General features: G+C 58.1%; 15 protein-coding genes. 2 read left to right on the top strand and 13 right to left on the bottom strand.

Going from position 1 to position 14,013, the window contains the following annotated elements; genetic code table 11:
• Window positions 1–37: 37 nt before the first annotated feature.
• A complete protein-coding gene (locus H6G07_RS20555; protein WP_242026908.1) occupies window positions 38–1,504 on the bottom strand; it encodes a DUF3747 domain-containing protein in 1,467 nt (488 codons plus the stop codon).
• Between the two features lie 217 nt (window positions 1,505–1,721).
• The gene (locus H6G07_RS20550; RefSeq protein ID WP_073610233.1) at window positions 1,722–2,762 is read right to left on the bottom strand and encodes a fatty acid desaturase; all 1,041 of its coding nucleotides are present in this window, start codon (window positions 2,760–2,762) and stop codon (window positions 1,722–1,724) included.
• 588 nt (window positions 2,763–3,350) lie between these two features.
• Here H6G07_RS20550 and H6G07_RS20545 point away from each other — a divergent pair.
• Window positions 3,351–3,878: a pentapeptide repeat-containing protein gene (locus tag H6G07_RS20545; RefSeq protein WP_073610234.1), complete on the top strand. Its 528-nt coding sequence runs from the start codon at window positions 3,351–3,353 to the stop codon at window positions 3,876–3,878.
• A 251-nt stretch (window positions 3,879–4,129) separates the two neighbouring features.
• Here H6G07_RS20545 and H6G07_RS20540 read toward each other — a convergent pair whose 3' ends face one another.
• From H6G07_RS20540 to H6G07_RS26740, 3 genes are all read right to left on the bottom strand, one after another.
• Window positions 4,130–4,594 carry a carboxypeptidase-like regulatory domain-containing protein gene (locus H6G07_RS20540; RefSeq protein WP_073610235.1) on the bottom strand — a complete coding sequence of 155 codons (465 nt, stop codon included), beginning with the start codon at window positions 4,592–4,594 and terminating at the stop codon, window positions 4,130–4,132.
• A 331-nt stretch (window positions 4,595–4,925) separates the two neighbouring features.
• Window positions 4,926–6,269: an acetamidase/formamidase family protein gene (locus H6G07_RS20535; protein ID WP_073610236.1), complete on the bottom strand. Its 1,344-nt coding sequence runs from the start codon at window positions 6,267–6,269 to the stop codon at window positions 4,926–4,928.
• 126 nt (window positions 6,270–6,395) lie between these two features.
• Window positions 6,396–6,518: a hypothetical protein gene (locus H6G07_RS26740; protein ID WP_277882093.1), complete on the bottom strand. Its 123-nt coding sequence runs from the start codon at window positions 6,516–6,518 to the stop codon at window positions 6,396–6,398.
• Window positions 6,519–6,742: 224 nt separating this feature from the next.
• On the opposite strand from H6G07_RS26740, the gene H6G07_RS20530 reads away from it, so the two are divergent.
• A complete protein-coding gene (locus H6G07_RS20530) occupies window positions 6,743–8,668 on the top strand; it encodes an APC family permease (protein WP_073610253.1) in 1,926 nt (641 codons plus the stop codon).
• Window positions 8,669–8,697: 29 nt separating this feature from the next.
• Here H6G07_RS20530 and H6G07_RS20525 read toward each other — a convergent pair whose 3' ends face one another.
• From H6G07_RS20525 to H6G07_RS20490, 8 genes are all read right to left on the bottom strand, one after another.
• Window positions 8,698–9,021, bottom strand: a complete 324-nt coding sequence (locus H6G07_RS20525; RefSeq protein WP_073610254.1) for a YnfA family protein — start codon at window positions 9,019–9,021, stop codon at window positions 8,698–8,700.
• Window positions 9,021–10,421, bottom strand: a complete 1,401-nt coding sequence (locus H6G07_RS20520; RefSeq protein ID WP_073610237.1) for a cytochrome P450 — start codon at window positions 10,419–10,421, stop codon at window positions 9,021–9,023. The genes H6G07_RS20525 and H6G07_RS20520 overlap by 1 nt, the downstream gene beginning before the upstream one ends.
• Before the next feature lie 151 nt (window positions 10,422–10,572).
• Window positions 10,573–10,776 carry a heavy metal transport/detoxification protein gene (locus tag H6G07_RS20515; protein WP_073610238.1) on the bottom strand — a complete coding sequence of 68 codons (204 nt, stop codon included), beginning with the start codon at window positions 10,774–10,776 and terminating at the stop codon, window positions 10,573–10,575.
• Between the two features lie 191 nt (window positions 10,777–10,967).
• Window positions 10,968–11,984 carry a formamidase gene (locus tag H6G07_RS20510; RefSeq protein ID WP_073610239.1) on the bottom strand — a complete coding sequence of 339 codons (1,017 nt, stop codon included), beginning with the start codon at window positions 11,982–11,984 and terminating at the stop codon, window positions 10,968–10,970.
• 123 nt (window positions 11,985–12,107) lie between these two features.
• On the bottom strand, window positions 12,108–12,593 hold the full coding sequence (locus tag H6G07_RS20505) for a PIN domain-containing protein (RefSeq protein ID WP_073610240.1): 486 nt from the start codon (window positions 12,591–12,593) through the stop codon (window positions 12,108–12,110).
• On the bottom strand, window positions 12,586–12,840 hold the full coding sequence (locus H6G07_RS20500; protein WP_073610241.1) for a UPF0175 family protein: 255 nt from the start codon (window positions 12,838–12,840) through the stop codon (window positions 12,586–12,588). The genes H6G07_RS20505 and H6G07_RS20500 overlap by 8 nt, the downstream gene beginning before the upstream one ends.
• A gap of 48 nt (window positions 12,841–12,888) precedes the next feature.
• Complete coding sequence (locus H6G07_RS20495; protein ID WP_073610242.1) at window positions 12,889–13,209, bottom strand: branched-chain amino acid transport AzlD family protein; 321 nt, start codon at window positions 13,207–13,209, stop codon at window positions 12,889–12,891.
• 45 nt (window positions 13,210–13,254) lie between these two features.
• Window positions 13,255–13,989, bottom strand: coding sequence for an AzlC family ABC transporter permease (locus H6G07_RS20490; RefSeq protein ID WP_199312295.1), 735 nt, complete (start codon window positions 13,987–13,989; stop codon window positions 13,255–13,257).
• Between the last annotated feature and the right edge of the window lie 24 nt (window positions 13,990–14,013).

The following is a 14,013-nucleotide window of genomic DNA, read 5'->3' as shown; positions in this document are numbered from 1 at the left end:
GCGCCTTTCTCATCCCCCTCCCCGTCTCCACCTTCAATTACCGCCCCAAATAGTTCAGAATCCCCCGCGCGATGCCGTCGGCGATTCGATTCACCGCAGCGGGGTCGCGGAAGCGGGCGGCGTCTTGGGCTCCGGTGACAAAGCCGGTTTCGACCAGTACCGAGGGCATGGTGGTGTAGCGCAACACGTAGAAGCGGGCGGTGCGCACGCCGCGATCGCGCATATCCGTATTCCCCAAAACACTGGCGTGAATGCTGCGGGCCAGCCGTTCACCGCTGGAGAAGTAGTAGGTCTCTAGCCCGTTGACCTCGGGGCGGCTCATGCTGATGGCATTGGCGTGGATGCTGACAAATACGCTGGCTCCGGCCCGGTTGGCGTACTGGGCGCGGGCGTCTAGATCGACAAAGACATCGCTGCTGCGGGTCATCAGCACCGTAATACCGGCGGCGGCAAGCTGCTGCTGCACCCGGTTTGAGATGGCGGTGTTGATCTGCTTTTCTTGTAGGCCGCCAATACCCACGGCACCGGGGTCACGCCCGCCGTGGCCGGGGTCGATCACCACCACCACCGACCCCTGGGGAATTGGCGGCAGGGTGGGGGTAGAGGCCACCGCTGGGGCTGAGGCCCCAAGAATTTTGGCGGGTAGGCTAGCGGCGACCAGGGAGTTGTAGACTTCGTCGGCCCGCTGGCGATCGCGAAACACCCCCACCTGCACTACCTCTTGCCCCTCGGCGGTGGTGCGAAAGGCTTCGGGTTCTACGGCGCGCACCTGTTGTAGGGTGTTAGGTCCAGTAATCGGCACCACGACGCGAAAGTAGTTGCCAGTCGCCACTGTGCTGCTGGGCGGCGGCGATGTCATGGGCGGCGTGATAGGCCGGGCGGCGGGCAGCGTATTGGGGGTCTGGCTCAGGGGTGCGGCACCAGCGGCTAGTCGCACATCTAGCGGCGCGTCGTGGGTGAGGTAGATGTGGCCGACGGGCTGGCCGTTGTAGGTGCGGCGGGTCATTTGCCAGCCGGGGTTGAGCTGAATTTTGAGGAATCCGCTGGTGCGACCGTTGGTGCGGCCAATTTCAATGGGCGGGGCGGAACGATCGCGCGTCGGTCGAGCAAACAGCACCAGGTCATTCTGCCGGGGGGAAACCTCTAGGCGGTAGTGCACCCCCAGGTCTTGGCCGTTGATGCGCACTGAGTAGCCGTTGCCGTCGGTGCTGCGATCGCAAGCCCCGGTAAAGTCAAAGTTCAACAGCAGCGGGTCAACGGTGACGGGGCCACCCGCCTGCCCCTGCTCCTGCCAGCACTGCCGCTGGTTGGGCACCTGGGTCAAAATCATCAGGCTATAAAAGGCCCCATTGCGCACCGGGCTGGCGATCGCTACTGCCAAGTTGGGGTCGATGGGCTGCTGGTCAAACTGCTGGGCTCGCGCCATGGGGGCCGCAGCCAGCCCCGTGAGCACCACAGCAGCAGTAGTCAAAAACGTTTTTAGCGGGTGAGACAGCAGGGCCATAGCAGTTGGTGCAGCGGTGTGAGGAGTTAGGGGTTAGAGTCGAGCGTGGGCAAGACTCCTAATGCTACCCACGATTGTCGCGATCGCAACCACCTCCTGCGCGTTTGAGGTGTCGCAGTTTACCAATTGGCCCCACCCCAAACAAAACCGGCCCAGGAATGCTGAGCCGGTAACGCAGGGCTAAATTGCCCCGACAAACCTGGTTTTCATCAATTCTCTACTGCCCCAGCTCCCGAAACGTTTCGTAGGCCCGCTCGGGGTGGTAGATATGACAACGGCTGGTGATCGTCTGCATCAGCTCCCAAGAAAACCTAGTTTCCTTCATGAGGGGGCCCCAGTTTTCCTTTAGAGCTGCGTAGGCAGGTCGCAGGTTGTAGGACGGAATCCCGACCGAAACATGGTGGGGAACATGGACGTTAATGTCGTGGCACAGCACCTCAATCCACTTGGGATAATCGCAGTGCAGCGTGCCTGAGAGCTGCGACTCCACCTCATTCCAGGTGTCGCCGTAGCGAAACTGAATCTCAGGGATGGTGTGGTGTACCAGCGTAAACGTACTCATCCAGAAGTGGTAGCCGAGCCAGGGCATCAGCCAAAATTTCACGACGCCCCAGGGGCCAGCGAAGTAAAACAGCGTGGGAAAAAACACCAGGGCAAAGACCACCACCGCTGCGATCGAGCGCTTGACCTTGCCGTGGTCACGGGGTTCAAAATTGCGCAGATCAAAGTGCAGTGCTCCCCAGTGAGCCACCGACGCCAGCCACCACAGCCAGCTCCGCATAGACCGATATACGGCCTGCAAGAAGCCGCCCGCACCGGAGTATTCTTCCTTGCTCCACGGTGCCCAGGCGTTGTCGATTTCCATATCGTTGGTGTGGCGGTGGTGAATGTCGTGCAGCAGACGCCAGCTATGGAAGGGATAAATTAGCGGCAGAAACATGATGTGCCCCAGCCAGTTGTTGACCCAGCGGCGGTTAGCGAAGGAGCGGTGGCCGCAGTCGTGACCGACCACAAAAAAACCAGTCAGGGCAGTGCCGGTCAAAAACCAAGCAAACGGCAGCAAAAACCAGGGGGAAAAGGCGATCGCCCCATAGCTCAGGGTCACGGCTCCCACGCTGAGCGCTACAGCAGCCCAAGCTTTGCGTGGGTCTTTTTGAAAATAAGCTTTAGGAATAGTTTGAATAACCTGCTTTAGGGTCAGGTCGCTGTACGGGTTTACATCCGCAGCTCGAGCGGATGGCTCAAAAATTGCAGTCAAGGACTAGTCTCCACAAACGTTAAGGTGCGCACATCAGAGCTGGACTATTTTGCCCAAAAAAAATCTGTTCACCCCGTAGGGAACCGAACAGAGCCTAAGCTTGATTGCAAAATCGAGATATTAACAAGCCGAAACTGCAATAACTCTGATAACCGCCGCAAACAGCTTAATGGGGGCAAAGATTGGCCCTTGAGAATGCTTATAATTCCTTAACATTTATACCACATCCCGCTTCGCTTACTGATCCCGTCCTGCTTACCGATTGAATCTGAGGTGCGTTGGCGAGTCTGCCACCCAGGGGCGTTGCATTCTATAAACCAACCCGTCGAAGGCCTGGGCCTTGGGCGACAATAAAACTAGCCTTGACGGCTGGCGGCATCTGAGCTGGCGGCATTTTCAGGGGTGTGATGCAGAGTGCGATCGCCGTTGGCCGGTTCCGAGACTTACCCAAGCTTGCCCCATAGGAGCGCCAGGGTGAGCCGGGAGCCTACCCCATCTTGAGACAGACAAGGTCAGGCTGATCCACGCTTCACCCCGACAACGTGGGCCGTCAAAGCTTCTGTAGCCCAATTGTGGAGGCTGTGTTCTATGGATATTCAACAGTTTTTGCACGAATACAACCGAGGCGATCGCAACTTTTCAGGCGTTCGCCTCCATGGGGTCGACCTGCGCGGTGCCACCCTCAGCGGCATCGATCTCAGCGGGGCCGACTTATCTCAGGCTGACCTCAGCGGGGCCGACCTCTCGCGGGCCAACCTAGAGCGGGCCAACGTGACCGACGCCGACCTGGTGGGAGCCGACCTCAGTGGCGCCAATCTCAAGCACATCAATTTAATTGGGGCCGACCTAGAGCGGGCCAACCTGGTTGGGGCCGACCTCAGCTATGCTGACCTGCGCACGGCTGATTTAGAACAGGCCGATCTACAGGGCGCAACTCTGCGCGAGGTAGCCCTCAGCGGTGCTAACCTCTCCCACGCCAACCTAGCCAATGCCTGGGTTGAAAACACCGATCTCCCCTCAGCCGAACTGGATGATACCAGTGGCAATTGGGTCAGGTCATCCGACGCTGGCGATGCTGCGACAGGCTCTCGATGGGTCTCGTGGGGGCTGCACTAGCGACTGCCTCCAACTCAGTTGCCTTTTACTGCATAGAGATACTCAAAACAGAAACCGGGTTCCGGCGTCAGAGTTGATACTCTCTGGCAGAAACCCGGTTTTTCTGCCATCGCTCGTTGGCTCGTTACCTAGGGCTAGACGCTAGGTGGCATCCCGGAGCAAAAGCAGAAAAGGCCCATAGCAAAAACCTCCGATATCCCAAGGTTGAGGGATATCGGAGGCCAGTTGTTTTGAGTGTTTAAGGAAACGGTCTAGCGACGGCGGCGGGTAAACCCTAGCCAGGCCAGCGCTCCACCAATCGAAATCACCAGCGGCATAAAGGCAGCGGCAGCGCGGTAGTGCACATCTTCGGTCGAATCGAGGCTAATGCCATCGTAGATGATGCCCTTATCGCCCACAGGCACTGTCCAGTAGTCGGCGTGGCTCTGGGTGTCGTCTTCAATCGAGACTTCCCAATCGCCCGCGATCGACTCGTCAGGCAAAAAGGAGAATCGGCCCTCGCGATCGGTGGTGGTCGTCATCCAGGGTTCGTCGGGGTTGTTGGGGGCATAGATGTTGACCGTTGCCCCCACAAAGGGCTCGCCCGAGCTGAACAGCGACTGAAACTCTAGCTGATTGTCGAGGGTGTAAAAGGTTTCAACCTGGTGCGCATCGGCCTGGGCCGGAAACCCCACCAGCGCCAAACACATCACCAGAGCAACAAGCAACCGTTTCATAGCACAAGCAATCCGTAATTCGTGTGGCCTTTATTCTAGCGAGACTTATGGCGAGCTGAAGACCAAACGCCCAAGTCAGACAGACGACGACATCCAATACGCGGAGTTCAAAAGGCAACGTTCAAAATGGAAAAATCCTTAGGTACGGGTATTTCAGGCATTTTTGAATAGTAGAGGCATTTCTACTGCAGCGTACTAGGAGAGTCAAACCGCCAGGCGCAAATTAGGTGGAACGACAGGTAGCCCAACACCCAGTTTGGGCTGGCTGGACTGTGCCGCACCACCAATCTCCAGCTACGGTCATTGCACTCAGACTGAGTAGCGCTCGACCTTAGACACCGGGCAGCACCGCTTTTTTAATCACGCCGTGGACGCCCCAGTTGCCATCGACAATTTGGGTGACGCCAAAGTCGGTCGCTACCGACATCAGGCTAATCGCTTCGTCTTCGCCCATGCCCTGGGTGGTCATGAGAAAGTGGCGCATTTTGTGAAAGGCATCGCGCATGGCTTTGTCGATAGACGACTGGCCGAAGATGTCTTTTTGGGCCGTATCGCCCAGTTCTTCGAGGTAGTTGGCGTAGCTAAAGCCGTGAACAACGTACTCTTCGTCATTCTCTAGTAGAGGGTAGTAGAGGTCTTCGAGGATGGTGCCCGCCAGGTCGCTCTGCTTGTGTACCGTGACCTGAATTTTGCCGGTGAGGGAGGTTTCGATCGCCGTGCCCGCCAGCTCAGAGTCACCCTGGGCCGCGTGGGGGTCGCCCAGCGACAGCAGCGCCCCTTCGACGGCAATGGGGTAATACATGGTGGCCCCTTCGCCAATCCGCCAGTTGTCGATGTTGCCGCCAAAGTAGCTGGGGGGCACCGAGTCAACGAAGTCGGCCTCGCGGGGGGCCAGGCCAATCAGGCCAAAGTGGGGGCGAATGGGCACCTTGACGCCCTCTAGCACCTCGTAGTTTTTGTCGATGGTGGCCGGGTCAACGGGCACACCGGGGTAGTCGATGGTTTCGTGGACGACGCCAAAGGGATCGGTTTGGGGCGTCCAGCGAAAGTTGTAGAGGGCGGTGGCGTAGTCTTCGGCTTCGGTGGCGTCTAGCTCATAGATGGTGATCACTTCGCGGGGCTTGGGGTCTTCGATCATGTCGTTGTAGTGGAAGCCCCACCAGGCGGCGGCGTTGCTGCCAAAGGTGCGCCCCTGGTACTCGGGGTTGCCGCTGGGGCGCGGTGCCACGTCTAAAATTTTGACTTCGAGCACGTCGCCGGGTTCAGCTCCGTTGATGTAAATTGGCCCGGTCAGCACGTGTACACCCGCCCCTTCGCCCGCGCCCGTGGTGTAGACCTCGGGGTCGGTGGAGCCTGCGCCCCGGCGATCGACCCCTTTGCCCTCGGGCGTCCAGGCGAAGACGCTTTCGGCACCGGGGTCGCCCATGACCATGAGCGAGGCGTCGTCATTGGCGTGGTGGGTGAGGGTCTCGACGGTGACAATATCGCCGGAGTTAATGGTGAGCTTAGGCTCCAGAGATTGGCTGAAATAGCCCCAGTGCACGGTGTCGGCATTGGCGGCGAGGTAGTGCTCTTGGGGGGTCTGGGCGATCGCGCGATTGATCATCAGCCCACCCAAGCCCAGGGCCACGGCTAGGCCCAGCCCCAGCAGGCCAAAACGCCATTGTCTAATCATTCCAAAACTCCTCACTTGTGACCCGGAACAACTTAATCGACGTGGCTACGATGCTACGGGGGGGGATGGGCAGGGGTTGTAGTCTAGGGAACATTTCAAAGTAAAGAATTTAGGCGGGGGGCGGCATCAAGGGGCGATCGCAGAACCATCGCCCCCCAATTGGCCGATCGCACAGTAGAGTCTTACCGGATGGCGGGCTACGGGCGGCGGCGGCGGATTGCTGGCGATCGCCCTCACAACCATCGTCAAAACTAAGATCGGCGGAGGCGATCGCTCAAACCCCAGGCGTAACTGTCCCGAGGTTGAAGGGCTGGCATATCGGCGATCGCTAGTTTTTCTGAGCCGCCCTGGGCACCCCACTAGCGATCGCTACACCAGTAAACCCCCTATACCGTTGTTTAAGGGTACCTCTAAGCGGTTGACTGATAGTTAACAGATCAATGTCATGCCACTCTCCCGGAGGAATGCCGCAGATGGTTAAACGAGTGAGGCCATCGGTTAGATACCGTCGGCTGCTGCACTGGTTGGTTGAGGCCGATCGCTCCGGCAAAAACAGCCACGCTGTGAAACACCCCTGGTGGCAGGTTATGTGTCTGACCGGGGTTGATTACTTCTCCACGCTGGGCTACCAGCCCGGCATTGCGGCCCTGGCAGCGGGGGCGCTATCGCCCATCGCGACGTTGATTCTGGTGTTGTTGACACTGTTTGGGGCGCTGCCCATCTACCGGCGGGTGGCCTCCATGAGCCCCCACGGCGAGGGGTCGATCGCCATGCTAGAGCATCTGCTGCCCTGGTGGCAGGGCAAGCTGTTTGTGCTGTGCCTGCTGGGGTTTGTGGCGACTGACTTTATCATCACCATTACCCTCTCCGCTGCCGACGCCACGGCCCACATTGTCGAAAACCCCTTTGTCCACGATTTGCTGCACGGGTACGAAGTGCCACTGACCATCTGCCTGATTGCCTTCCTGGCCGCCGTCTTTTTGAAGGGGTTTCGGGAAGCGATTGGGCTAGCGGTTTTTCTAGTTGCGATCTATCTGCTGCTAAACCTGGTGATCATTAGCGTGGGGGGCTACCAGATTTTTACCCATCCCACAGCCATTAGCGACTGGTGGAGCCTAATGTTTTCCAGTCATGGCAATCCGGTGGTGCTCCTGGCCGTGTCCGCGCTGGTGTTCCCGAAATTGGCGCTCGGTCTGTCTGGGTTTGAAACGGGGGTAGCGGTGATGCCCTTGGTCGAAGGCGACCGCGGCGATACCGACACCGCGCCAACTGGCCGCATTCGCAACACTCACAAGCTGTTGACCACCGCAGCGGTAATCATGAGTTTTTTCCTGATTACTAGCAGCTTGGTCACGACGCTGCTGATTCCACCGCCGGAATTTCAGGCGGGAGGAGCCGCCAACGGACGAGCGCTGGCCTATCTAGCCCACGAATACCTGGGGGATGGGTTTGGCACCCTCTACGACCTGAGCACGATCTCCATTTTGTGGTTTGCCGGAGCCTCGGCCATGGCCGGGTTGCTCAGCATTGTGCCCCGCTATCTGCCCCGCTACGGCATGGCCCCTAGCTGGACCTTGGCCGCCCGACCGCTAGTGCTGATTTTTACGGCGATCGCCTTTGCGGTCACGATTATTTTTCGCGCCAGCGTTGAGGCCCAGGGTGGGGCTTATGCTACAGGGGTACTGGTGCTGATGAGTTCGGCGTCGTTGGCGGTGACGTTGGCGGCTCGACAGGCGCAATCGCGGCGAGGCATCGTCATCTTTGGCACCATTACCCTGGTGTTTTTCTACACCACCATTGTCAACATTTTTGAGCGCCCCGACGGGGTCAAAATCGCTGCCTTCTTTATTGGCACAATTATTTTTACCTCACTGATTTCGCGTGTTTGGCGCTCCACTGAGCTGCGGGTTGACCAGCTTGAAATGGATTCCATCGCTCAGCGCTTTATTCGAGAAGAAAGCGAACATACCATTCGCATCATTGCTAACCGCAAGCAGGCCGGGGATGAAAAAGAATATTCCCTCAAGGAAACCGAGGTGCGGGAAGACAATCATATTCCCTCGACCGAGCCGATTCTGTTTTTGGAAATTGAGGTTTCAGATGCCTCAGACTTTATGGAGACCGTGCAAGTAGAAGGGGTGCAGGTAGGCAATTACCGCATTTTGAGGGCCAAGGGATCGGCGGTGCCCAACACCATTGCCGCTATCTTGCTCCACATCCGCAATGAAACCGGCCATTTGCCCCACGCCTACTTCGGCTGGATTGAGGGCAACCCCATTCAGTATCTGCTGCGCTTCATTTTGTTTGGCGAAGGCGATATTGCCGTGGTCACTCGGGAGGTGCTGCGCAAAGCCGAACGATCCCCCAGACGCCGTCCGATCATCCATGTAGGGGGGTAGGGATCGCTGGATTGCAGATCGGATCGCTGCTAGCTGCGAGGGGCATACATCATCACTAAAACACCGAGCAGCACTACCCAGCCCCCCAACAGATCAAAGCGATCGGGTTTTACCTGATCAACCAGCCACCCCCAGGCGATGGAAAGCACAATAAATACGCCCCCGTAGGCGGCATAGGCCCGACCAAAATGTGTTGGTTGCAGGGTGGGCACTGCGCCATAGATGCCCAGGATGGCCACCCCAAGCACCGCTAACCAGGGGCTCTTGCCCTCGCGCAGCGCCAGCCACACCAAATAGCCCCCGCCGATTTCGCACAGGCCCGCGAGGATAAAAAACAATAGAGATTTCGCCATCATGGCTGGCGCTGCCCAGGTTGGTTGGCGGCAGTCTGCGTTAAAGCGGGGGCGCGTTTTTTGAACACAACCTTCAGCCCCGATCGCGGCCTCAGGGTTGGAATCGGCGTCATCTCTAGATTCTGACCGGGCACCACCTCCCAGGTGTAGTAGCGCAGCAGGTGAGCCGCCACCAGCTTGATTTTGAGCTGGGCGAAGGCCAGGCCCAGACAGATGCGGGGGCCACCGCCAAAGCCCACCAGGCTAAAGTCGGCCCGCTTGTGCTCGGCCCGCTCTGGGCTAAAGCGATCGGGGTCAAAGCGGTCGGGGTCGGTGTAGAGGGTGCGATCGCGGTGGGCAGCGTCGATTCTATACAGCGCCATCCAGCCTTTGGGCACGCGGTAGCCGTTAAACTCAAAGTCTTTGACCACACCACGAAAGCCTCCGGCTACGGGCGGGTACAGACGCTCCACCTCTTTGACAATCTGATCGAGGTAGGGCATCTGCCGAATCTGCTCTAGGGTGACGCGGTGGTCAAAGACCAACCCAGAAGGGCCATCACTCGCCTTCATCAGTCGCGCCTGTTCCTGCCGCGCCTGCTCCCACACCTCGGGGTGCTGGGCCAACGACATCACCAGCGAGGTCAGCATCGAGGTCGTCGTTTCGTGGCCCGCAAACAGCATCAGCAGGGCCTGGGCTTTAATTTCTTCTAGGCTGAGGCGGTTGCCGTCTTCGTCTTCGCTCTGCACTAGCAAGCCCAGAGCATCGTGGGTGGGATGGGCCTGGCGTTCTTTGACCACCTGCTCAATGTGGTTGAGCAACTTATCCCGTGCGCTAACGGCTCTGCCGAAGGGCGTCCAGCCCCAGCGAATCGGCGGGGCAAACAACCCGTTGGTTAACTCAGTAAACCATTTCGACAGTTGGGCGGTTTCGCTACCGGGTTCGCTACCCAACAGCAGGGTGCTAGCAATATCAAAGGTGAGCTGCTTAAGCTGATCAAACCAGGTAAACTGGCCCAGGTCTTCCCACCGCTGGGCGTAGCGATCGGTGAGAGACTGCATAGTGTCTACGTAACCAGCCAGGGCGAGGCCGTGGAAGGCGGGCATCAACAGCTTGCGGTTGCGGCGGTGCTCTTCACCCTCCTGCAAAAACAGCGACTCGCCCAAAAGTTGCTTAAACGTACCAGGCCACCCCTCCCGCCAGGAGAAGCTATCCATGTTGGTGGACAGCACAAACTGGTTGGCCTCTGCCCCCATTAACACCACTGTGGGACGGCCCAGTAGACGCGTCTTGAAGATAGCCCCGTACTTGGCCTGGCGCTTTTTGGCAAACTCGCGGTCAAACAAAAAATTGAGGGTTTCGCCCACCACCGGCAGGCCAAAACTTCCGGGGGGCAGCGGAGCGGGGGTAGAAGCAACCATGGGCAGCGGTGGAATGCAGTGGTCGAAGACCGATCGCGAAGACTGGAATCAAAAACCAGTCTCCAGGATCAACGCATCTAGAATAGCGCGGAGCTGCGATCGCACGCCCTAGGCCGTCTCTGTTATCACCCCAAACAGAACGCTTCCCGGCCTAGCTAGCAGACGTTATTTTGTGCCCAGCGGCAGTAATAAGTTGCTTAAAGGTTTCTTCTGAGGCAGCGGAGTCAATCGTGACGGTTTTAGCCTCGGGATTGATATCAACATTGGCCTCGGGTTCAGAGGTCAAAATCAGATCTTTTAGCTCTTGCGCCGATTTCTGATCGCCCAGCGTCGAAACTTGAAACTTCAAGGACATACTGATTTCTCCACTTTGCTTACGCACACACTGTAGGAGGCGCGTTGCCATACTGCCGTCTGTAGAAGGGCAGAAGTCGAGGGCTGAAGCGAGAGGGTTGAGTGAGGCGATCGGGGTGTGAGGTATTGAGTTTGTGGCAGACCTTGCGCCCTACACCTCACACCCTTTTGGGATAGAAATTGACCGCTGCCCTAGTTCAAGACCGGCGGCAATTCTTCACCCTTGTAGTCGCGCGTGGGCACCGGGAAGCCGCAGGAGGTGCCGTCCTGGTGCACCACCTCATCATCCCAGGGCAGACGGTAGCGCTCTTTGACCATGTCTTTCATATAGGTATAGGGGCAGTCTTGGGCACCGCCTTTGACCGCCACATAGCCGCGATGGCCAAACTGGTAGATGTTATTCTCCACGCCCCAGTGAATACGGGCCTCGCGCACCAGGTCGGGGCGCACTTCAGCGGTGATGATTTCGTCGGGGCGGTGGCTGCCCATGACGATGGGCGTGCCGTCAAAGTTGACGATCATGCCCTCGCCCATGGAGTCGAAGCTGCCGTCGCTGCCACACATGCACACCGAGGCCGTCACCATCAAATTGCAAAAAGCATTGGCCTGGTTAGTGATCTGCCACGAGTGGCGAATGGGGGCGGTATAGCCCGCCGTACGAATCATGATCTCGGCCCCTTTGTAAGCGCACTCACGGGCCATCTCGGGGAACATGCCGTCGTGGCAGATGATCAGCGCCAATTTGCTGCCGTTGGGGCCGTCACAGACAGGAATGCCCACGTTGCCAGGCTCCCACGGCTCCACAGGAATCCAGGGGTGCAGCTTGCGGTAGTAGAGCTTGATTGTCCCTTGGTTATCGATGATCAAGCCGCTGTTGTAGGGGTTGCCCTCGGGGTTGTACTCCATGATCGAGAAGCAGCCCCAAATGTCGTTGTCGATGCAGGCCTGGCGAAAGGCGGCGACTTCGGGGCCATCCAGGCTACACATGATGGCGGGGTTGGTGTCCATCGATAGCCCGTGGAGCGAATATTCGGGGAACACCACCAAATCCATCGAGGGCAGGTTGCGGCGGGCTTTGGCAACCATCTCACAAATGCGCTGGGTTTGGGCAGCGAGGTCGTCGGGGGTGACGACATTGGGCAGTTGCAGCTGCACCATGCCCAGCACGACGCCGTTGGGCGATTTATTTAAGCCGCCAAGTCCACTCATGTATTACCTCTCTGGAACAACCTGACTCGAAAGTCGAAGAGCACTATAGGGCGATCGTGTCAGGGCAATAGTGTTCGATATTACGCAATGACGGCCTTCTTTTTGCTGTCATTAGGTAGCTATCTAGCTCTCGTCAGCTAGGGCAAGCACCCGCTGTAGAATGTCTGCGGAGAGCCACATGCCAGCATCGCCAAGTCGATAGACAAAGGGCTTGATAGATTCGGTTAAGCCTTGAGATTTAGCTTCTAGCAAAATCTTGAGCGTTCCCCAGACTTGCAGCCCGTGAGCCTGAGCGGTGCGCCGGGCGAGGTTGTCATCCAGCAAAACGAATTTGTTTGGATGCTCTGCGGCCAAGGACATAGCGGCAAGTTCGCCCAAGCCTAAATCTAGGGCTTGCCAGTCAGCGGGTGTAGAGACAGGCTCCACCACTTGGAGCCAAGAGAAGTCCCTTGGAATTGGAACGTCATAGCCCTTCTCTTGGCCAGCTTTGAGTTCGAGCACCACTGCGCTTGGAATCCAAACCTCGTTGAAAAGCTGAGGCAGCCAGTTTAAGGCTTCTATGCGATAGAGATAGAGCAGAGGAGATGTATTGGAAATAGCTTCAGGCAAGGCTTTCCTCTAGGTCCAGTAGCTCAGATTCGAGCGGAAAAACCTTGTACTCCTTGAGGTTTAGCAAAAACTCAACCCGTGACATACCCGCTAGCTCGGCAGCTCGACCAGACGACAAACGCCCTTGTGCATAAAGCCTAACCGCCGCTAAAACCTTTAGCTCCTGGGCAAAGGTCGCCTCATCAAGGCCTTCATCCGACAGAAAAACTGCCTCGGGAATGTCAATCACGATCTGCCGAGTTGCCATAGCTGACGTTCCTGATCGACGCGCTGATCGCAGTGTTGAGCCTTAATTTTAGCTCACTAGCCATTGCCAACCCCAGAAGGTGGCCATGCCGCCCGCAATGGTCAGCAACAGGTTTTTGCGCCATAGGGCAAGGATAACGGAGGCGATCGCCCCTACCAACCGCGCATTCTGCCATCCCAGCGCTAGCGTTGAACCATCGGGGAAGACCACTGCGGGAACGACGATCGCCGTCAGCACCACCGGGGGCACGTAGCCCAAGGCATGCACCAGCGTCGGCGACAGTTGAATGCGCCCGCTAAAGGCCAGCAGCACGTAGCGAATTGCAAACGTTACCAGGGCCATGGAGGCGACGAGGAGCCAGTCATTCATAGAAAATTTTGGGTTTTGAATTTTTAGTTTTGAGTGGGGCGGGCGTTATCCGTTGCCCTGCGCCCTTGGCAGCCGGGTTTCGAGGTAGAAGCCGGTGGTGACGCCTGCGATCGCCGCCACCATTAATCCCAATTTATGCGGCAACCCGTTCGCCAGCACGGCCACGATCCCGGCGACGGCGATCGCCCCCACCATCGGTCGGGTCGTCGCGTAGGGCACGATCATGCCAATAAACGTCGCCACCATGGCAAAATCTAGCCCCCAGGCCGCCGCGTTGGGAATGAGCTGTCCCACCGTTAGCCCCAGCCAGGTGCAGAGAATCCAGTTGCCGTACATGGTCACGGCTGCGCCCAGATAGTACCAGTGCTTGTGGGGGCTGAGGTCGGGCTGCCCGTAGCGGCGAATGGCTACGGCAAAGGCTTCATCCGTTAAGAAAAAGCCAATCAACACCTTCCATCGCTGGGATGCCCCCTGTACGTAGGGCAGCAGGCTGGCGGCGTAGAGCATGTGGCGCAGGTTCACCACCACTGTAGTGAGCACAATCAGAGGCAGGGTACTGCCCGCCGCTAGCAGCCCTAGGGCAATAAACTGCGACGAACCGGCAAACACAAAGGCCGACATGCCCAGCGTCGCCCCAAAAGAGAGGCCGCTGCCCTGGGCCAGGGTGCCAAAGATAATGCCAAAGGGAATCGCTCCCACCACCAGGGGAATGATGTCTCGCGCCCCCGCGATCGCCTCTTGGCGGGGAGAGCGCACCCCAAAGTCTGACGCTATAGCCAAAAGAAATCTCCGCAAAGCAGGATG

Source organism: Phormidium tenue FACHB-1052 (assembly GCF_014696675.1).
GTDB lineage: Bacteria > Cyanobacteriota > Cyanobacteriia > Phormidesmidales > Phormidesmidaceae > Nodosilinea > Nodosilinea tenuis_A.
This window is presented reverse-complemented; position numbering and strand designations above follow the sequence as displayed.